General features: G+C 68.5%; 23 protein-coding genes. 16 read left to right on the top strand and 7 right to left on the bottom strand.

What is annotated here, in order from left to right:
* Positions 1–699: PhoH family protein (locus VJ693_RS19290; RefSeq protein ID WP_324156829.1), on the top strand; the 699-nt coding region annotated here is incomplete at its 5' end.
* Positions 696–1,157: an rRNA maturation RNase YbeY gene (gene ybeY / locus VJ693_RS19285; RefSeq protein WP_324156827.1), complete on the top strand. Its 462-nt coding sequence runs from the start codon at positions 696–698 to the stop codon at positions 1,155–1,157. The genes VJ693_RS19290 and ybeY, both read left to right, overlap by 4 nt.
* A gap of 6 nt (positions 1,158–1,163) precedes the next feature.
* Here ybeY and VJ693_RS19280 read toward each other — a convergent pair whose 3' ends face one another.
* Complete coding sequence (locus VJ693_RS19280) at positions 1,164–2,267, bottom strand: magnesium transporter CorA family protein (RefSeq protein WP_324156825.1); 1,104 nt, start codon at positions 2,265–2,267, stop codon at positions 1,164–1,166.
* 23 nt (positions 2,268–2,290) lie between these two features.
* Entirely contained in the window at positions 2,291–3,292 is a 1,002-nt protein-coding gene (hemB, locus tag VJ693_RS19275) for a porphobilinogen synthase (RefSeq protein ID WP_324156823.1), read from the bottom strand.
* Positions 3,293–3,555: 263 nt separating this feature from the next.
* Here hemB and VJ693_RS19270 point away from each other — a divergent pair, with 263 nt between their 5' ends.
* The 7 genes from VJ693_RS19270 to VJ693_RS19240 are packed head-to-tail and all read left to right on the top strand — an operon-like array spanning position 3,556 to position 8,608.
* On the top strand, positions 3,556–3,996 hold the full coding sequence (locus VJ693_RS19270; protein WP_324156821.1) for a CopD family protein: 441 nt from the start codon (positions 3,556–3,558) through the stop codon (positions 3,994–3,996).
* A gap of 3 nt (positions 3,997–3,999) precedes the next feature.
* A complete protein-coding gene (locus VJ693_RS19265; protein ID WP_324156820.1) occupies positions 4,000–5,139 on the top strand; it encodes a teicoplanin resistance protein VanZ in 1,140 nt (379 codons plus the stop codon).
* Between the two features lie 45 nt (positions 5,140–5,184).
* On the top strand, positions 5,185–5,511 hold the full coding sequence (locus VJ693_RS19260; protein ID WP_324156818.1) for a (2Fe-2S) ferredoxin domain-containing protein: 327 nt from the start codon (positions 5,185–5,187) through the stop codon (positions 5,509–5,511).
* A gap of 28 nt (positions 5,512–5,539) precedes the next feature.
* Positions 5,540–6,163 carry an alpha/beta hydrolase gene (locus VJ693_RS19255; protein WP_324156817.1) on the top strand — a complete coding sequence of 208 codons (624 nt, stop codon included), beginning with the start codon at positions 5,540–5,542 and terminating at the stop codon, positions 6,161–6,163.
* A 43-nt stretch (positions 6,164–6,206) separates the two neighbouring features.
* The gene (locus tag VJ693_RS19250) at positions 6,207–7,370 is read left to right on the top strand and encodes a D-alanyl-D-alanine carboxypeptidase family protein (protein ID WP_324156815.1); all 1,164 of its coding nucleotides are present in this window, start codon (positions 6,207–6,209) and stop codon (positions 7,368–7,370) included.
* Between the two features lie 39 nt (positions 7,371–7,409).
* Complete coding sequence (locus VJ693_RS19245; protein ID WP_324156813.1) at positions 7,410–8,312, top strand: aminotransferase class IV; 903 nt, start codon at positions 7,410–7,412, stop codon at positions 8,310–8,312.
* Between the two features lie 20 nt (positions 8,313–8,332).
* Positions 8,333–8,608, top strand: a complete 276-nt coding sequence (locus VJ693_RS19240) for a DUF493 family protein (protein WP_324156833.1) — start codon at positions 8,333–8,335, stop codon at positions 8,606–8,608.
* 90 nt (positions 8,609–8,698) lie between these two features.
* Here VJ693_RS19240 and VJ693_RS19235 read toward each other — a convergent pair whose 3' ends face one another.
* Entirely contained in the window at positions 8,699–9,373 is a 675-nt protein-coding gene (locus VJ693_RS19235) for a tetratricopeptide repeat protein (protein WP_324156811.1), read from the bottom strand.
* Between the two features lie 84 nt (positions 9,374–9,457).
* Between VJ693_RS19235 and lipB the strand changes: the two genes are divergently transcribed.
* Both lipB and lipA read left to right on the top strand, forming a co-directional pair.
* The gene (gene lipB / locus VJ693_RS19230) at positions 9,458–10,141 is read left to right on the top strand and encodes a lipoyl(octanoyl) transferase LipB (protein WP_324156809.1); all 684 of its coding nucleotides are present in this window, start codon (positions 9,458–9,460) and stop codon (positions 10,139–10,141) included.
* A gap of 13 nt (positions 10,142–10,154) precedes the next feature.
* Complete coding sequence (gene lipA, locus VJ693_RS19225) at positions 10,155–11,138, top strand: lipoyl synthase (protein ID WP_324156807.1); 984 nt, start codon at positions 10,155–10,157, stop codon at positions 11,136–11,138.
* Here the strand turns inward: lipA and VJ693_RS19220 are convergent, their stop codons facing one another.
* Positions 11,139–11,654, bottom strand: coding sequence for a TlpA disulfide reductase family protein (locus VJ693_RS19220; RefSeq protein WP_324156806.1), 516 nt, complete (start codon positions 11,652–11,654; stop codon positions 11,139–11,141).
* 12 nt (positions 11,655–11,666) lie between these two features.
* Here VJ693_RS19220 and VJ693_RS19215 point away from each other — a divergent pair, with 12 nt between their 5' ends.
* Positions 11,667–12,356: a DUF4197 domain-containing protein gene (locus VJ693_RS19215; RefSeq protein ID WP_324156831.1), complete on the top strand. Its 690-nt coding sequence runs from the start codon at positions 11,667–11,669 to the stop codon at positions 12,354–12,356.
* 6 nt (positions 12,357–12,362) lie between these two features.
* On the opposite strand, the gene VJ693_RS19210 is transcribed toward VJ693_RS19215, so the two are convergent.
* Together VJ693_RS19210 and VJ693_RS19205 are read right to left on the bottom strand one after the other, a co-directional pair.
* Complete coding sequence (locus tag VJ693_RS19210) at positions 12,363–13,523, bottom strand: hypothetical protein (protein ID WP_324156804.1); 1,161 nt, start codon at positions 13,521–13,523, stop codon at positions 12,363–12,365.
* 112 nt (positions 13,524–13,635) lie between these two features.
* Positions 13,636–14,343, bottom strand: coding sequence for an alpha/beta hydrolase (locus VJ693_RS19205; RefSeq protein ID WP_324156802.1), 708 nt, complete (start codon positions 14,341–14,343; stop codon positions 13,636–13,638).
* A 68-nt stretch (positions 14,344–14,411) separates the two neighbouring features.
* Here VJ693_RS19205 and VJ693_RS19200 point away from each other — a divergent pair, with 68 nt between their 5' ends.
* From VJ693_RS19200 to VJ693_RS19190, 3 genes are read left to right on the top strand one after another with little or no spacing between them, the layout of a single operon-like run.
* Positions 14,412–14,972, top strand: a complete 561-nt coding sequence (locus VJ693_RS19200) for a hypothetical protein (RefSeq protein WP_324156800.1) — start codon at positions 14,412–14,414, stop codon at positions 14,970–14,972.
* A gap of 31 nt (positions 14,973–15,003) precedes the next feature.
* Entirely contained in the window at positions 15,004–15,498 is a 495-nt protein-coding gene (locus tag VJ693_RS19195) for a PTS fructose transporter subunit IIA (protein ID WP_324156799.1), read from the top strand.
* Entirely contained in the window at positions 15,467–15,736 is a 270-nt protein-coding gene (locus tag VJ693_RS19190; protein WP_324156797.1) for an HPr family phosphocarrier protein, read from the top strand. The genes VJ693_RS19195 and VJ693_RS19190 overlap by 32 nt, the downstream gene beginning before the upstream one ends.
* A 24-nt stretch (positions 15,737–15,760) precedes the next feature.
* Here VJ693_RS19190 and VJ693_RS19185 read toward each other — a convergent pair whose 3' ends face one another.
* Positions 15,761–16,654, bottom strand: coding sequence for a GNAT family N-acetyltransferase (locus tag VJ693_RS19185; protein ID WP_324156795.1), 894 nt, complete (start codon positions 16,652–16,654; stop codon positions 15,761–15,763).
* 119 nt (positions 16,655–16,773) lie between these two features.
* Here VJ693_RS19185 and ptsP point away from each other — a divergent pair, with 119 nt between their 5' ends.
* Positions 16,774–18,543, top strand: a complete 1,770-nt coding sequence (gene ptsP / locus VJ693_RS19180) for a phosphoenolpyruvate--protein phosphotransferase (protein ID WP_324156794.1) — start codon at positions 16,774–16,776, stop codon at positions 18,541–18,543.
* Positions 18,544–18,991: the final 448 nt, after the last annotated feature.

Raw genomic sequence — 18,991 nt, 5'->3', positions numbered from 1 at the left:
GACGGCGAGATCGTGCTGCACACCCGGCGCGCCGACCTCGTCGGCCGCACGCCGAACCAGGTGCAGTACCTGCGGCAAATCCTGTCGCACGACATCACTTTCGGCATCGGCCCGGCCGGCACCGGCAAGACCTTTCTCGCGGTGGCCTGCGCGGTCGATGCGCTCGAGCGCAGCGGCGTGCAGCGCATCGTGTTGACGCGGCCGGCGGTCGAGGCCGGCGAGCGCCTGGGCTTCCTGCCGGGCGACCTGACGCAGAAGGTCGACCCCTACCTGCGTCCGCTGTACGACGCGCTGTACGACCTGATGGGCTTCGACCGCGTGACCAAGGCCTTCGAGAAGGGCTTGCTCGAGGTCGCGCCGCTGGCCTTCATGCGCGGGCGCACGCTGAACCACTCGTTCGTCATCCTCGACGAGGCGCAGAACACGACGCCCGAGCAGATGAAGATGTTCCTCACGCGCATCGGCTTCGGTTCGAAGGCAGTCGTCAACGGTGACATCAGCCAGATCGACCTCCCGCGCGGCATGCCCAGCGGCCTGATCGACGCCGCCGAGGTCCTGAAGCGGGTCAAGGGCATCGCGATGACGCGTTTCACCTCGAGCGACGTGGTGCGCCACCCGCTGGTGGCGCGCATCGTCGAGGCGTACGAGGCGCAGCAGTCGCCGCGCGACGGCAACGCGCGCAAGGACGCCGCATCATGACCCGCATTGCCAGGCCCGCGCTGTCGCTGAGCCTGCAGTTCGCCGACGCGCGCCACCGCGCGCAGCTGCCGCGCCACCGCATTGCGCGCTGGGTGCGTTCGGCGTTGGAGGCGCCCGGCGAGATCACCGTGCGCATCGTCGGCGAGGACGAAGGCCGCGCGCTGAACCGCGAGTTTCGCGGCAAGGACTACGCGACCAACGTACTGACCTTCGACTACGTGCAGGAGCCGGTCGTTCAGGCCGACCTGATCGTGTGCGCCCCGGTCGTCGCGCGCGAGGCGCGTGAGCTGCGCACCACGATCGCCGATCACTATGCGCACCTGCTGGTGCATGGCACGCTGCACGCCCAAGGCTGGGACCACGAGCACGACGAGGCCGAGGCCGAAGCGATGGAGGCGCGCGAGACCGAGATCTTGCTGGCGATGGGGCTGAAGGATCCGTACCGAAAGCGGCGCTGAACCAGGCTAGGGGCGCACGTGCGTCCCGAGGTAGCGCTTGCGCCAGAAGAAGGCGCCGAGGCCGATGGCCACCGCGGCCATGATGCCGATCGCGACCCAGAAGCCGGTCACCGCGTGGGTCAGTGGAATGACCTCGAAGTTCATGCCGAAGATGCCGGTGATCAGGTTCAGCGGCAGGAAGATCGCGGTCAGCACGGTCAGCGTGCGCATGATGTCGTTGGTGCGGTGGCCGAGCGCGGAGAAGTGCATCTGCACCGCAGCCTCGGCCGACGACTCGAGCCGCCGTACGTGGGTCAGCACGCGCTCGATGTGTTCGAGCACGTCGCGCGAGCGCACGCGCAGCAACTCGCGCTCACGCTTGGCGCTGTCGTCGGTTTCGGGCGGCCATTCGTCGAGCGCGTCGATCCACTCCTGCACGGCGCTGCGCTGGTCTTCGCAGGTGTCCTCGAGCAGGTGCAGCGCATTGCGGCTGGCTAGCAGCACCTGCCAGTCATGGAAGTGGCTCTTCGGGTTCAGCAGTTCGGTCTGCAGCGTGCTCAGCTGCCGCGTCAGCAGCCGCCGCAGCTCGAGGTAGCTGTCGACCATGTGGTTGAGCATGCGCAGCATCAGGTCGGCCGGGCTGGTCGGCAGCCGGCCGGTTCCACGCAGGTCGGATTCCTGCGAATGCTGGGTCAGGCGGTGCGCAAAGTGCTCGCGCACCGCGCAGTCGGTCGGGTGCACGGTCAGCAGCACGCGGTCATAGACGACGAAGCCGACGGGGCTCGTGTCGATCGCCTCCAGCGCGCGGCGCGCCGAGGCCAGCGTGCCGTGGGCATCGTCGACGAACAGTGTCTTGCCGCTCGGCGTGGCGGCGAGCCGGCGGAACACCAGCATGTCGTACCACGAGGTGTCCTCGAAGTGCGAGGGCAGCTGGTTGTTCAGCAGGTCGCTGATGTGCAGGTCGACCAGCCCGGCGCCGGCCCAGCGCTGCAGGCAGGCCTGCAGCAGATCGCGCTGGACCTCGAACTCGCGCCGGCCACTGCCGACCCAGAGAAAGCCATGGGCCGGCAATTGCTCGGGCAGGGACTCCAACTCGGCGAAGTGATCGGCCGTGATGTGGAAGATGCGCATCGGCGGCCCGGGTCGGTGCAGGCTCAGGCAGCCTGTTTCAGCAGCCGGGCGGCGTCGAGCGCGAAATAGCTCAGCACCCCGTCGGCGCCGGCGCGCTTGAAGGCCAGCAGTGCCTCCATCATCACCGCGTCGTGGTCCAGCCAGCCGTTGGCGGCGGCGGCCTTGATCATCGCGTACTCGCCGCTGACCTGGTAGGCGAAGGTCGGCATGCGGAACTCATCCTTCACGCGACGCACGATGTCCAGGTAGGGCAGGCCGGGCTTGACCATCACCATGTCGGCGCCCTCGGCGATGTCGAGCGCCACCTCGCGCAGGGCCTCGTTGCTGTTCGCCGGATCCATCTGGTAGGTCTTTTTGTCACTCTTGCCGAGGTTCGCCGCCGAGCCGACGGCATCGCGGAACGGGCCGTAGAAGGCGCTCGCGTACTTCGCGCTGTAGGCCATGATTTTGGTGTGGATGAACCGCCGCTCCTCGAGCGCCGTACGGATCGCGCCGATGCGGCCGTCCATCATGTCGCTCGGCGCGACGATGTCGACGCCGGCCTCGGCCTGCACCAGCGCCTGCTGCGTCAGAACGGCCACGGTCTCGTCGTTCAGAATGTAGCCGCGCTCGTCGAGCAGGCCGTCCTGGCCGTGGCTGGTGAAGGGGTCGAGCGCGACATCGGTTAAGACGCCGAGTTCCGGAAAACGCTGCTTCAGCGCCCGCACCGCGCGTGGCACCAGGCCCTCCGGACGGGTGGCCTCGCGGCCATCGGGCGTCTTCAGCGCGGGGTCGATGACCGGGAACAGCGCCATCACCGGCACGCCGAGCGACAGGCAGGCCTCGGCCTGCGCGAACAGCCGGTCGACGGAAAGGCGTTGCACGCCGGGCATGCTGGCGACGTCCTCGCTGCGGTTGTCGCCGTCGAGCACGAACACCGGGTAGATCAGGTCGGCGGCGCTGAGCGCGTGTTCGCGCACCAGGGCGCGGCTGAAGGCATCGCGACGCAGGCGGCGCGGGCGGCTGGCGGGGTAGGCAGGCAGCATGAAGATGGGACGCGAGGTGCCAAAAATTTGTGATGTGTGGCTATGGTACAGACGCGCCGAGCGGTGTTAAAGTTAGTCCTGAGCGATGCCCGTGAGGGTGTTTCTCCCTGCTTTTCCTCCCTGAGCAGGTGCCTTTACGTGATGACAGCGTCAAGGCTTTTCAGCCCCGGCCCATGGTCGGGGCTCTTTCTTTTGTGCGGTGCGTTTTGTGCAGTGCGATCGGCGCAGGCATTGCGTGAAATTGTGCACCGCATAATCGCCCGATGACGACGCTCTACCTCTGGGTCAAGGCCCTTCACATCGTCTTCGTGGCGAGCTGGTTCGCGGGCCTGTTCTACCTGCCGCGCTTCTTCGTCAACCTGGCGTCGGTGCCGACCGACAGCCACGCCGAGCGCGAGCGCCTGCTGTTGATGGCGCGCCGGCTCTACCGTTTCTCGACCATGCTGATGATCCCGGCGCTGCTGCTGGGGTTGTGGCTGTGGCTGGGCTTTTCGGTCTGGCGCGGGCCGGGGCTGGGTTGGCTGCACACGAAGCTGGCGCTGGTGCTGGTGGCGATCGGCTACCACCATGCCTGCCTGTCGCTGCTGCGCAGGTTCGAGCAGCTGCAGAACCGGCGCAGCGAGCGGTGGTTTCGCGTGTTCAACGAGCTGACGGTGCTGCTGTTCACGCTCATCGTCGTGCTCGTGGTCGTCAAGCCCTTCTGATCCATGGCGCCCGCGGCCGCCGCACGCCACCACCGCAGTTCGGCGTTGCCGCTGGCCTGGCTGGCGGTCGGGGTGGTCGTCTACGCCAGCCTGTACCCGTTCACCGGTTGGCGCTGGCCCGGGGGCGCGCCGCTGACGGAGCTGATGGCGCTGCCGCTGCCGCCGTACCGCAACCGGTTCGACCTCTGGGCGAACTTCCTCGGCTACATGCCGGTGGCGGCCCTGATTCACGCCGCCGGCGTGCGCGGCGGCGGCCGCAGCGGGCTTTGCTGGCTGTTCACCGTGCTGGGCGCGGCCACGCTGTCGTACCTGATGGAGTTGACTCAGCAGTTCCTGCCGCTGCGCTACCCGTCGCAGATCGACTGGGCGCTGAACGCCGCCGGCGCCGCGGCCGGCGCTACCGCGTCGGCACTGGTGCTGCGCCTGGGCTGGCTGGACCATTGGCAGCGCTCGCGCGACCGCTGGTTCATCCGCCGCAGCGCCGGCGCGCTGGCCCTGCTGCTGGCCTGGCCGCTCGGCCTGTTGTTCCCCACGCCGATGCCGCTCGGGCTGGGTCCAAGCTGGAGCCGGCTGCAGGACGGGCTGATGGACCTGCTGGTCGACGTGCGCGGCGCCGAAGGGATCCTCGCCTGGCTCGAGGCCTCGCCGCCGCCGCTGGGCCAGCTGTCGCCGCTGGCCGAGGCCATCGGCACCGCGCTCGGGCTGCTGGGGCCGTGCCTGCTCGCCTTCGTGGTCACCCGGCCGGGCTGGCGGCGGGCGGTGGTCGGGGCCGGCGCCACGGGGCTGGGCCTGGCGACGACCACCTTGTCGGCCGCGTTGAACTTCGGCCCGGTGCATGCACTGGCCTGGCTGACGCCGGTCGTCGTGCCCGCCTGCGTGCTGGCGCTGGCACTGGCGGCGTTGCTGCTGCGGGCCCCGGCGCGGGTGGCGGCCGTGTGCGGGGTGGTCGCCTTGTCGGCCGGCGTGATGCTCGTGGCGCAGGCGCCGTCGGACCCGTATTTCGCGCTCAGCCTGCAGGCCTGGGAGCAGGGCCGCTTCATCCACTTCCATGGCCTGGCGCAATGGGTGGGCTGGCTCTGGCCGGTGGCTGCGCTGTTGTGGCTGGCCGCGCACCTGGCCTCGCGCGAACCGCTGGACGCATGACCCGCTCGGGCAAGGCGGCAAGGCCCCCCTCCTACAATTCCCCGCATGAGCTACTACAAGCACCACATCTTCTTCTGCCTGAACCAGCGCGACAAGGGCGAAGCCAGCTGCATGCAGCATGCAGCGCAGGAAGGCTTCACGCGCTGCAAGGCGCAGGTGAAGGCGGCCGGCCTCGCCGGGCCCGGTGGGGTGCGCGTCAACAAGGCCGGCTGCCTGGACCGATGCGCCGGCGGGCCGGTTGCGGTGGTCTATCCCGAGGGCGTCTGGTACACCTACGTCGACGAGCAGGACATCGACGAGATCGTCGAATCGCACCTGAAGAACGGGCAGCCGGTCGAGCGCCTGATGCTCGCGCCGGACGTCGGACGTTGAATCGCTACCACTGCGCCTCGCCGACCGCATGAACGTCAATACCCAGCGGCTGCGTGTGGCCGGGCCGGCCGGCGCGATCGAGGTCGCGCTCGACACACCGCCGGTCGGCACGCCGGCGCGCGGCGTCGCGGTGGTCTGCCACCCGCACCCGCAGCACGGCGGCACGATGGACAACAAGGTCGCGCAGATGCTGGCGCGCGCCTTCGTGCAACTCGGCTACCGCGCGGTGCGCTTCAACTTCCGCGGCGTCGGCGGCTCCGAGGGGCATTGGGATGACGGCCGTGGCGAGATCGACGACGCGCTGGCCGTGGTCGCCGCGCAGCGCGACGCCAGCCTGCCGCTCGCGCTCGCCGGTTTCTCGTTCGGCGGCTACGTCGCCTCGCAGGCGGCCAAGCGCCTGGCCGATGCCGGCGCGCCGGCCGAGCGCCTGGTGCTCGTCGGCCCGGCGACACAGAACTACGAGGTCGCGCCGGTGCCGCCGAACACGATCGTCGTGCATGGTGAGGTCGACGACGTGGTGCCGCTCGCCGCCACGCTCGACTGGGCCCGGCCGCAGCACCTGCCGGTGATCGTGGTGCCCGGCGTCGGCCACTTCTTCCATGGGCAACTCACGTTGCTGAAATCGATCGTCGTCGGCGCCTGGCACCGCTAGCGCGCCGGCGTCGCCATTCCTTCTTATTGTTCCCTTCGAATCGATGAACCGATCCCTGCGTTTCCTGGGCGTGGCCGCCCTGTGTGCCGGCCTCAGCCTGTCCTCATTCGCCCAGACGGCGCCACAACCGCCCGAGATCGCCGCCCGCAGCTACCTGTTGGTCGACATGACGGCCAACCAGGTGCTGGCCGAGCGCAACGCCGACGCACCCGCCGAGCCGGCGTCGCTGACCAAGCTGATGACGGCCTACCTGACCTTCGTCGCGTTGCGTGACGGCAAGCTCACGCTCGAGACGCGGCTGCCGGTGTCCACACGGGCGTGGGCCGAGCGCAAGGGCGGCGGCTCGCTGATGTTCATCGACCCGAAGATGACGCCGACGGTCGACGAATTGCTGCGCGGCACGATCATCGTGTCGGGCAATGACTCGTCGGTCGCGCTGGCTGAAGGCGTGGCCGGCACGGCCGAGAACTTCGTCGCGATGATGAACCGCCAGGCCCAGGCCTGGGGCCTGAAGAACACCTCGTTCAAGAACGTCACCGGCTTGACCGAAGCCGGGCATTCCAGCACGGCGCGCGAACTGGCCGTGATCGCCCAGCACATCATTCGCGATTTCCCCGACCGCTACCCCTACTACTCGGTCAAGGAATACACCTTCAACAACATCCGGCAGGACAACCGCAACCTGCTGCTGCGCCGCGACCCGACCGTCGACGGCATGAAGACAGGCTTCACCGAGGCCGCCGGCTACTGCCTGGTGGCGTCGGCCCAGCGCGACTTCCCGAACGGCAAGCGGCGTCTGCTGTCGGTCGTGATGGGCACCGATTCGATGGCCGGCCGCGCGAACGAGAGCCAGAAGCTGCTGAACTGGGGCTACACCGCGTTCGACGACGTGCGCCTGTTCGAGGCCGGCAAGCCGGTCGCGACGGTGCCGGTGTGGAAGGGCGCGGCCAATGAGGCCAAGCTGGTCGGCGAAGGGCCGGTCTTCGTGGCGGTGCCGCGCGGCGAGGGCGACAAGCTCAAGACCACGATCGAGCGCACCGACCCGCTGGTCGCTCCGCTGGCCAAGGGCCAGCGCGTCGGCACGCTGAAGGTCACGACGGCGGCAGGTACGCCGGTTGCTGCGCTGCCGCTGGTGGTGGCCGAAGAAGTGCCCCAGGCCGGCCTGATGGGGCGCGCATGGGATGCCATTCGCCTGTGGATCAAGTAATCTGCCGGCGTGCGCACCCTCCGTGCGCCGGAGGCCCCGATGAGCTCGACGCTGCCCGATACCCCGTGCGACCTGAACGGTGAGCTCCTGCCGCTGTCGCAGGCCAAGGTCAGCGTGCTCGACCGCGGCTTCATCTTCGGCGATGGCATCTACGAGGCCATTCCGGTCTACGGCCGGCGCATCTTTCGCTTCGACGAGCACATGGCCCGCCTGGCGCGCAACCTCGACAAGCTTCGCATGGCCACGCCGGCCGGGCTCGCCCGCCCCGAGGATTGGCTCGAGCGCGTGCGCCGCGTGGTCGCCGCGCAGCCCGCGGACGACCAGATGCTCTACATCCAGGTCACGCGCGGCGTCGCGATGCGCGACCACGTGATGCCGATCGGGCTCGAGCCGACGGTGTTCATCATGAGCAACCCGTTCAAGCCGGTACCGGCTGAAGCGCGCCACCAGGGCGTGGCCTGCATCAGCGCGCGCGATTTCCGCTGGGAGCGCGGCGACATCAAGTCGACGTCGCTGCTGGGCAACGTGCTGGCGCGCCAGATGGCCGCCGACCAGGACGCGGCCGAGACCATCCTTTTCCGCGAGGGCGCGCACGGCGGGCCGTGGCTGACCGAAGGCTCCTCCAGCAACGTCTGGATCGTCCACGAGGGGGCGTTGCTCGGGCCGCCGATGAACGAGCATGTGCTCGAAGGCATCCGTGTCGCGCTGCTGCGCGAGCTGTGCGAGGAAGAGGGCATCGCCTACAACCTGCGCCCGATCAGCGAAGCCGACGTGCGCGCGGCCGACGAGTTGTTGTTGAGTTCCTCCGGCCGCGAGGTGCTCGCCGTGACCAAGCTCGACGGCGATCTGGTGGGCCACGGCGCATTGCGCGGCAAGCCGGGGCCGGTGTATGCGCGGCTGTACGAGGCCTACCAGCGCGCCAAGCGCGAGCAATCCGTCTGAGGAGCCCCGAGATGCCGGAAATGCCCGAGATTCCGCCCGAACAATCGCTGATCGAGTACCCGAGCGCCTTTCCGATCAAGGTGATGGGCGCGCATGTCGAGGGGTTCGTCGAGGCGATCGTCACGGTGGCGCTGCAGTTCGACCCCGGCTTCGATGCGTCGACCGTCGAGACGCGCCCGAGCAAGGGTGGCAACTACCTCGGCATCACGATCACCGTCACCGCGACCAGCCGCGAACAGCTCGACGAGCTGTACCGCACGCTGTCGACCCACCCGATGGTCAAGGTGGTGTTGTAGGGAGCCCCCACGCTCCCTCCGGTCGCTGCCCCCCGAGGGGGCCCTTGCAGCGGACCGGCAAAGCCGGATCCGCGCAAGGACCTTGGTCGGCTACTGCGCCGCGAGACGCGCGTCGATGTCCTTCAACTTGTCGGGTGCCGCTTCGTCGCCCTGGCGCGCGGCAGCGGCGTACCAGTAGCGGGCCAGTCGCAGGTCTGCCGCCACGCCGTCACCCTTCTCGTACATCGATCCGAGGATGTACTGGGCGCCCACATCGCCGCCGTTGGCGGCCATCCGGTACCAGTGCGCCGCCTGAGCCGCGTCCGCCGGGGTGCCCCGGCCCATGAAATAGGCGGTGGCGGTCGCCACCTGCGCGTCGACGCTGCCGGCATCCGCCGCGCGCTCGTACCAGGCCAGCGCCTGCGCCAGGTCCGGCTGGCCCAGCCGGTCGCTCTCGTACAGTTCGCCGAGCGCCAGCTGCGCGGTGACGAAGCCCTGCGCCGCTGCGCGGCTCAGCAACTCACGCGCCCGCGCCGGGCTGGCGCCCGCCAGCTCGCCGCGCAGGTGCATCACCGCCAGATTGTGCCAGGCCGCCGCCTCGCCGGCATTGCCGAGCGCGGTGAATCGCTGCTCGGCGGCCGCATGGTCGCCGCGTTCGTACACGGCCACGGCCTGCTCGAGTGCCGCGTGCCGCTCGGCCGGCGTCATCTCGTCGGCCATTGCCGCCCCGGCCGTTGCCAGCACGGCCAGGGCGGCCAGCAGCCAAGCGCTCGTCGTCTTCGTCAACGCATCCACCATCACGTCACCATACGCCCAACAGGATGGCCGTGCCACGGTTAAGCCATCCCCGGCCTGGCCGACAATCGGGCCATGACCGACAGCCTGAGCACGCTGCATTCCCGTTTCCTCGGTCGGCAACCGTACGAGCAAACTTACGAGGCGATGCGCCGCTTCACCGCCGAGCGCGGCCCCGACACGCCGGACGAGCTGTGGCTGGTCGAGCATCCGCCCGTGTTCACGCAGGGCGTCGCCGGCAGGGCCGAACATCTGCTGGCGCCGGGCGACGTTCCCGTGGTGGCCAGCAACCGTGGCGGCCAGGTCACCTACCACGGCCCTGGCCAGGTGGTGGCCTATCCGTTGATCGACCTGCGCCGGCTGGGCATCTACATCAAGGAATATGTCTTTCGCCTCGAGGCCGCGGTGATCCAGACGCTGGACCGCTGGGGCGTGGTCGGTTTCCGCGTCGCCGGCGCCCCGGGGATCTACGTGAACCTGGCCGATCCGCTGCGTGCCGGCCTGCCTGCCGGGCCCCGCGAAGATCCCTTCGACGGCTTGGCCAAGATTGCCGCCCTTGGCGTAAAAGTGAGCAACCACTGCACATATCACGGCTTGTCACTCAACGTCGCGATGGACCTGGAGCCTTTCAACCGCATCAATCCGTGTGGCTACGCAGGGCTGCGCACGGTCGACCTCGCTACACTGGGCGTCCGTGCAAACCCTGAGACTGTCGCGGGCCACTTGGCCGAGCGGCTGGCGACGCATCTGAGCCGCTGAACCTGGACCCGCCATGGCCACGCAGAACACCACCCACGAAGCCAAGACCGGCGCCGACTACGACGCCAGTGCCAAGCAGAAGGCCCAGGCCAAGACCGCGCGCATCCCGATCAAGGTGGTGCCGGCCGAGGTGTTGAAGAAGCCCGAGTGGATCCGCGTGAAGGCCGGTTCGCCGTCCACCCGGTTCTACGAGATCAAGCAGATCCTGCGCGAGCACAAGCTGCACACCGTCTGCGAAGAGGCGTCTTGCCCGAACATCGGCGAGTGCTTCGGCCACGGCACGGCCACCTTCATGATCATGGGCGACAAGTGCACGCGCCGCTGCCCGTTCTGCGACGTCGGCCATGGCCGGCCGGATCCGCTCGATGCCGACGAGCCGGGCAACCTGGCCAAGACGATCGCCGCGCTGAAACTGAAGTACGTGGTCATCACCAGCGTCGACCGCGACGACCTGCGTGACGGCGGCGCCGGCCATTTCGTCGACTGCATCCGCGAGGTGCGCGAGCAGTCGCCGGCGACCCGCATCGAGATCCTGACCCCCGACTTTCGCGGCCGCATGGATCGGGCGCTGGACATCCTGAAGGCCGCGCCGCCGGACGTGATGAACCACAACCTCGAGACGGTGCCGCGCTTGTACAAGGAAGCGCGCCCCGGCTCGGACTACCAGTTCAGCCTGAACCTGCTCAAGCGCTTCAAGGAGGCGGTGCCCGAGGTGCCGACCAAGAGCGGCCTGATGGTCGGGCTGGGCGAGACCGACGACGAGATCCTCGATGTGATGCGCGACCTGCGCGCGCACGGCGTCGACATGCTGACGATCGGTCAGTACCTGGCGCCCTCGGGCCACCACCTGCCGGTGCGCCGCTACGTGCACCCGGACACCTTCGCGATGTTCGAGGCCGAGGCGGCGAAGATGGGCTTCAGCCACGCCGCGGTCGGCGCCATGGTGCGTTCCAGCTACCACGCCGACCGACAGGCAGCGCAGGCCGGCGTGGCCTGATCAGGCCTCTTTCAGCAGGTCCTCGATCAGCCCGTGCAGGGCGGCGAAATCCGGCTCGCCGACGTACTTCTTGACGATGCCGCCGCGCTTGTCGATCAAGAAGGTGGTCGGCGTCAGTCGCACGTCACCGAAGGCCTTGGCCACCGCGCCGGTGTTGTCGATCGCGACGCCGAAGGGCAGCTTGCGCGTCTCGGAGAAACTGGCCACATAGGCCGGCGGGTCGTAGCTCATCGCCACGGCCAGCGTGTCGAAGCCGCGCGCCTTGAACTTCTCGTGCGTCGCGACGATCTGCGGCATCTCATGCACGCAGGTCGTGCAGCTGGTGGCCCAGAAGTTGACCAACATCACCTTGCCCTGTTGCGCCTTCAGGGTCGAGGCGCGGCCATCGAGCAGCGTGTAGCTGACGTTCGGGGCGGTTTCGCGCGATGAGCAGCCGCCCAGGCCCAGCGGGCCCAGCGGCGCAATTGCCAGCAGGCCAAGCGACAGGGCAAGATGGCGGCGGCGTTGGATGTTCATGGGGAGGCAGTGATGGAGCGCAGGCAGTTTACGTTGGCGGGTGGCGGCTTGCTGGTGGCGGGCCTTGGCCGGGATGCCCGGGCGGCGCTCGGCGGCTTCCTGAGCGAGAGCGACGCTTCGCTCGGTGTCAAGACGGCGCTCGAGCGTGGCGCGGTCTCGGCGGTGAGCCTGCTGGGCCGCCCCGACGGCTTCCTGAAGAACCCGAAGGTGATGATCCCGCTGCCCGGGTTTCTGAAAGATGCGGCGCAGATCCTGAAGTTCACCGGTCAGCAGAAGAAGGTCGATGAACTCGTCACGGCGATGAACCGCGCCGCCGAGGCCGCGGTGCCCGAGGCGCAGGCGTTGCTGATCGATGCAGTGAAGACCCTCAGCGTCGCCGATGCGGTGAAGATCGTGCGCGGCAGCGAAACCTCGGTGACGCAGTATTTCTCCGGCAAGACGCGGGTGCCGTTGAGCGAGAAGTTCCTGCCCATCGTGACCACAGCCACCGAAAAGGTGTCGCTGGCCGCGAAGTACAACGCGGTGGCCGGCAGGGCCAGCGGCCTGGGGCTGGTCAAGAAGGAAGACGTCAACGTCCAGGCCTACGTCACCCGCAAGGCGCTGGACGGGCTGTACTGGATGATTGGCGAAGAGGAGAAGAAGATCCGCCGCGATCCGGTGGGCACTGGCAGCGACATCCTCCGGAAGGTCTTCGGCGGCTGAGGCGGCCTACAGGGTCCGCGACAGCTCGAAGATCAGCGCCGAGGGCAAGGAGCCCAGCACGGCGTCGCGGCCCAGCGTGGCGTGCTGGCGGTTGCCTTCGTTGGACAGGGCAAAGCCATTGCCCTCCTGGGCGATCTCGATGAAGACGAAGCCCGGCATGTCGGCCTCGATGCCGGCACGCAGTTGCTCGAATCGCCGGCCCGTGAGGGCCGATTCGTAGATCACTGCCTGCGGCAGGGCGTCGCGGCAGAACTCTTCCGCCTCATCGACCGAGCTGACGAAGTCGACCACCAGGCCCATGTGGCGCGTCGCTTCGCGGATGTCGGTGCGCAGGTCGCGGCGCTGCGCCAGCACCAGCACTTGCGCGCCCGCCAGTGGCTTGGAGTTGTCCGACACGCCGAAGCCCTGGTCGATCTCGATCGCGGTGACGCCCTCGAGTTGCTCGCTCACCGTTTGCGGGAACTCGATCGTCACCGCCGTCACGCCTTCCGGTGCGTCCACGCGATCCAGCCCCAGCTTGAGCGCCCAGGCGATCTGCTGCACCAGCCGCCAGCTCAGCGTATCGAGCCCGTCGGTCGGTGTGTCGGCGTCGTGGCGGGCGACCACCTCACCTTCGAGTTCGGCGGGCGGGCGGTGGCTGAAGTGGCAGCTCAGGCGCGCGTGCGGCGGCCAGGGGCGCAGGTCGATGCGGAACTCGAGGTTGGCGTGGGCGTGTTCGAGCGTCCAGTCGACCAACGCCTGCAGCAGCGAATGCAGCAGCGTGGCGTCGGCGATCACCTCGACCGGACGCATGGCCTGGCGCACGTCGATGCCGCGGGCGCTGATCTCGCGGCCACGCTGCACCAGCACGTCACGCGCCATCTGCGTCAGGTTCAAGGCTTCGGGTGACTGGCGGATGCGGCCGGAGGCGAAGCGCGCCAATTGCTGGCCCATCATGCCCACGCGCCGGGCTAGTTCGATTTCGTCGCGCAGCGCACGCAGGCCGGGCCGATCGATCTTGCCGGTGGTGGCCAGCGAGGTGACACGCTCCAGCGCACTCGACAGCGCCACGCCAATCTCGCTGCCGATCTGCGCGATCAGGGTGCGGTAATGTTCTTCCGGGCCTTCGGGCGGCCAAGGGGCGTTCGCGGCACGCATGTTGGAAGGGAGGCGGTCGGGAGCGTTCATGGCGGGCGTAGATCCTTGCCCGAATGGTGTCTGTTTGTGACAGAGCGGGCCATCCCACGCTTGTTGGGGAAATGGCTCGCATCGAGGGGGGAACCGTGAACTTGTTCGCGCTTCAGGCGGTGCGGGCGATCCGCAACAGCAGCGCGGACAGCGCTTCGGGGGCGGAAATCATCGGGTCGTGGCCGGTCGAGAGCGTGTCCACGTGCCAGCCCGGCTCAGCGCGCACCCGCTCGCGGCTGGTGGCGATCGTGGGCAATGCCGGGCCGGTGCAGTCGATGAAATAGCGCCGCCAGCGCGACCAGCGGGCTTCGTCAAAGCGAAGCGCGTCGTCGTAACAGCCCCCGGGCTGGATGCTCTGGCGGCGCAGCACCCAGTCGCGGTCTGCGCCGCTCAATCCGAACACCGACGGGTCGGGCGGCGCCAGGCCGCCGACCTCGGCGATCTGCGCGCGCCGCTGCGCCTGGGTGTCCGGGCTGTGTGTGCTCGACCAGCGCTCGCCGTTGCGCGGCACGACGGCGTCGATGTAGACGAGCGCCGCCACGCTGTCGGGGCACCGGTCGGCGGCCCCGGTGATCACCATGCCGCCGTAGCTGTGACCGACCACCACCGCTTGTTGCAGCTCCTCCGATTCCAGCACCGCGACGACGTCGGCGACATGGTCGGCCAGGCCGAGCTCGCGGCGGTACAGGTGACGGCGGGCGCCCAGGCCGGTCAGGTCGACCGCGAACGCGCGGTGGCCGGCGGCCCACAGACTCGGCAGCAATTTGCGCCAGCACCAGGCGCCGTGCCACGCCCCATGCACGAGAACGAAGTCGGCCATCGTCAAACCTCCTTGCCGGCGCGCCGCGGCATCGAGCCGGATTGTGATCCCGCCCGGATAATGCGGCGATGCATGGCGCCTTCATCCTGGCTCGGGGCCGATTCGCGGCCGCCTTGCTCGGCCTGCTGGGTGTCTTGTCCGGTCTGCTGGGCGGCTGTTCACCCGCGCTCGACTGGCGCGAGGTGCGGCTGGCCGGCCCGGGCCTGGTGGCGATGTTCCCTTGCCGCCCCGTCGGCCAGACCCGGCAGCTCACCTTGGCCGGCACCGCGGTGACGATGACGCTGCAGGCGTGTGAAGCCGCAGACCGGACGTTTGCCGTCGGCTTGGCCGACATGGGCGATCCCGCGGCGGTCGATGCCGGTCTGCAGGCGCTGCGCGACGCCAGCCTGGCCAAATCGGGCGGCACGGCGCAGCCCGCGGTCAGCGAGTGGTCCGTTGAGGGGATGACGCCGCAACCGGCCGCCGGCCGCTGGCAACTCAGCCAGCCGCAGCCCGCCGGCGGCGCAGTGCACGTGGACACGGCTGTCTTTGCGCGTGGCACCTGGGTTGTTCAGGCCACGGTGATCGCGAAGACGGCCGGCGCGGCCGCCAACGCGCCTTTCTTCGAGGGACTGCGCCTGACGCCTTGATGCATCGGCCGCATCCCCAATAATCAAGCCCATGACCAGCCTCGTGATCGTCGCGCATGCTCCGCTGGCCACCGCCATGCTTGCCGTCGCGCGGCATGTGTTCGCCGAGCGGGCCGATGCGGTGGTGGCGGTCGACGTGGCGGCAGACTGCTCACCCGAACAGGCCGAGCAGTTGATTGGCGAGGCCGTGGGGCGCGTGGCGCGCCCGGCCGGCGCGAACGACCCGAACGCGACCGGGGGCGAGGGCGGGGGCGAGGTGCTGATCCTGGCCGATGTGTTCGGCGCCACGCCGTGCAATGCGGCCCAGCGTGTGGCCGATGGGGTGCGGGTGCGGCTGGTGGCCGGTCTCAACGTGCCGATGCTTTGGCGCGCCATGGCCTACGGGCATCTGCCGCTGGACGGCTTGATCGAGCGTGCTCTGGCCGGTGGCGCGCAGGGCGTGATGCCGGCATCGCCGCAAAAGCCGCAGGATCAGCCACTACACTCGCAAGCCCATGATCCGTCGCACAGTCACCATCAGCAATAAGTTGGGCCTGCACGCCCGCGCATCGGCCAAGCTGACCAAGCTTGCCGGGGGCTACCAGTGCGAGGTGTTCATGACGCGCAGTGGTCGTCGGGTGAACGCCAAGAGCATCATGGGCGTCATGATGCTGGCCGCCGGGATGGGCAGCGAGATCGAGATCGAGACCGAGGGCGAAGATGAGCTGCCGGCCATGGAGGCCATCATCGCGCTGATCGCGGATAAGTTCGGCGAAGGTCAGTGAACCGCCGTTGGCGGGGGGCGTACTTCACTCGCCGAGGAAGTGCTTGCGATAGCGCGCCGGAAGGTCCACCAGGCGCAGCAGCATGGGCAGGTCGGCCGTGTTGAAGTCCGGGTCCCAGGCCGGGGCGCCCAGCACCTTGGCGCCGCAGCGCAGATACCCCTTGACCAACGCCGGCGGCTCGACCGCCAGGCTCTGATCCAGGTCATCCACCGGCAGCGCCAAGCGCGGGCGGACCTGATGCTCGACGCTGGCCAGATGATCCTCGCGAAGGCGCGCCCACAGGCTGGCGGCGGCGTGGCCGCCATCACGCATGCCGATGCTGGCGCAGCCGACCATCGTGTCCAGGCGGTTGCTGTTCATGAAGGCGGCCAGTGCGCCCCACAGCGCGAGGATCACGCCGCCCGAGCGGTGCTCGGCGTGCACACAGGAGCGGCCCAGCTCGGCCATCCGCTCGCGCAAGGGGCGCAGGCGAGTCAGGTCGAACTCGGTGTCGCTGTAGTAGCCGCCTGCGCGGCGGGCCGCCGCAGGCGTCAGCACCCGGTAGGTGCCGATCACTTGCTGCGGGGCGTCGTCGCTCGGAAGCGTACGCACCAGCAGGTGTTCGCAGAAGTCGTCGAACAGGTCCACGTCGTGCCCGGCGGGCGCGCCGGCGGGCAACGTCAAGCGCGCGCCCATCTCGCCGACGAAGACCTCATGGCGCAGCCTCTGCGCGGCGCGCACCTCGTCGGCGTGGCGGGCCCAGACGACCTCGAACTCCGCGTCGCCGCTCTTGGCGGGGCCGGGCAGCGGCGCCGGCGTCGCGGGGTGGCGGGTGGGCGGCGTGACGGCCGGCCGGGCGCGGCGCGCCAGCAGGCCACGACCCAGGCCGAAATCGAGCAGGCTGATCAGCGGCAGGGTCGGGCTGGGCAGTTCTTTCATGACAGCGTCTTTCGGTTGAATCGCCGTCGATGCTCGCCGGCGCCGATGACCCGTGCATGACCACCACATGACGCCGCCGTGACAGCGCGGATCGCTCATGCCGCTGCTACAGTGACTCCATGAGCATCCAGGTCTTCGGTCAGCCGGTGTCGCGCGGCGTCGCGATCGGCCGTGCGGTGCTGGTCGCATCCAGCCGGGTGGACGTGGCGCACTACTTCATCGATCCGGACCAGGTCGAGGCCGAAGTCGGCCGCCTGCGCGACGCGCGAAATGAAGTGGCCGCCGAGCTGATCGCGCTCAAGAGCGAAGTGCCTGAGGAGGCACACGCCGAGCTGGTCGCGCTGTTGGATGTGCACTTGATGCTGCTGCACGACGAGTTGCTGTCTGATGCGACCAAGCAGTGGATCGTCGAACGTCACTACAACGCCGAATGGGCGATGTCGGCGCAGCTGGAGGTGATCGCCCGCCAGTTCGACGAGATGGAGGACGACTATCTGCGCGAGCGCAAAGCAGACCTCGAGCAGGTGGTCGAGCGGCTGCTGAAGGCGCTGACACGCCAGACGGCCCCAGGGGGGCACCATGCCGGTTCGGGCACGGCGCGGGATTTCGCCGGCGAAGACCCCTTGATCCTGGTCGCCAGCGACATCGCCCCGGCCGACATGCTGCAGTTCAAGCGCAGTGTCTTCACTGGTTTCGTCACCGATGTCGGCGGTCGCACGTCGCATACCGCGATCGTTGCGCGCAGCATGGACATCCCGGCGGTGGTCGGTGCCCGCGAGGCCAGCCGGATCGTCCGCCAGGACGACTGGATCATCATCGATGGCGACGCCGGCCTGCTGATCGTCAACCCGTCGCCGATCGTGCTGGAGGAGTACCGCTTTCGACAGCGCCAGATCGAGCTCGAGCGGGCCAAGCTGAACCGGCTGCGCCACACTCCGTCGGTGACGCTCGACGGGCAGGCCGTCGAGCTGCTGGCGAACATCGAGTTGCCCTCGGACGCCCAGGCTGCCATCGAGGCGGGCGCGGTGGGCGTGGGCCTGTTCCGCAGCGAATTCCTGTTCATGAACCGCGACGGGGAGCTGCCCGACGAGAACGAGCAGTTCGAAGCCTATCGTGCTGCCGTGCAGGCGATGGGCGGCCTGCCGGTAACGATTCGCACGGTCGATGTCGGCGCCGACAAACCGCTGGACCGCATGTCGGCCCACGAGCTGCGGCACGAGCACACCCTCAACCCCGCGCTTGGCCTGCGGGCGATTCGTTGGAGCCTGGCCGAGCCGGAGATGTTCGGCGAGCAGCTGCGCGCAATGCTGCGCGCCAGCGCCTACGGCAAGGTGCGCATCCTCGTGCCGATGGTGGCGCACCTGGCCGAAGCGCAGCAGATTCGATTGGCTTTGGAGCGCGCCAAGGCTCAGCTAGATGCCGCCGGCCAACCCTACGCCCAGGTCGAACTGGGCGCGATGATCGAGGTGCCCGCGGCGGCCTTGATGATGCCGACCCTGATGCGGCACTTCGACTTCGTCTCGATCGGCACCAACGACCTGATCCAGTACACGCTGGCGATCGATCGCGCAGATGAGGCCGTGGCTCACCTGTACGACCCGTGGCATCCCGCGGTGTTGCAGCTGATCGAGCGCGCCATCGCCAACGCCAACGAGGCCGGCAGGGGCGTCAGCGTGTGTGGGGAGATGGCGGGCGACCCCGCTTTCACCGAACTCCTGCTGGCCATGGGGCTGCGCAGCTTCTCGATGCACCCCGCCCAGATCGCATCGATCAAGCAACGCGTGCTGCGCGCGGACGTGCGCACCCTGCGCGCGCAGATCGGAGCGGTGCTTGCAGCTGATTCGCCCCAGGATGCCTGTGCGCTGTTGATGAAAGCCCGCGCGCACTGAGCCGAGGCCGGCTCCCCAGATTTTCCCTGCTCACCCGCAGTCAGCTGAGCGTTCGCCAAGCAGAATCGACGACGGGGCTTGCGAGCCAGCGAAAAGCTCTGCTATAGTCGTGGGCTTCGCTGATCGCTAAGCGGTCTTGCACTTCAGCACCAAGCTTCTGGCTGGGCTGAAAGCAAAGCGGAGGCGCAAGAAGGTCGCTGAATGGAAACAAAAGGCGAGCGCTTGACAAGGTTTTAATACCGAACCATAATCCACCTTCTTTGCTGATCACTGATCAGCGCCGTCGACGGCAGCAGCTGAAGACGAAGCTCTTTAACAAGTAACAGCCGATAAGCGTGGGTGTTTGGAGTTGAGTGCTTTGGGCCTAACGGCCTGAAGCTGAGAAGCTTCGAACGCTCATGGAAACTGAAGTGAAGTTCACTTCAATTCCTTAAATGAGTGAAAAATC

It is taken from the genome of Ideonella sp. (assembly GCF_035254525.1).
Lineage (GTDB): Bacteria > Pseudomonadota > Gammaproteobacteria > Burkholderiales > Burkholderiaceae_C > Ideonella.
Note: the sequence above shows the minus strand (reverse complement) of the source record. Positions and strands in the feature narration are given on the sequence as shown.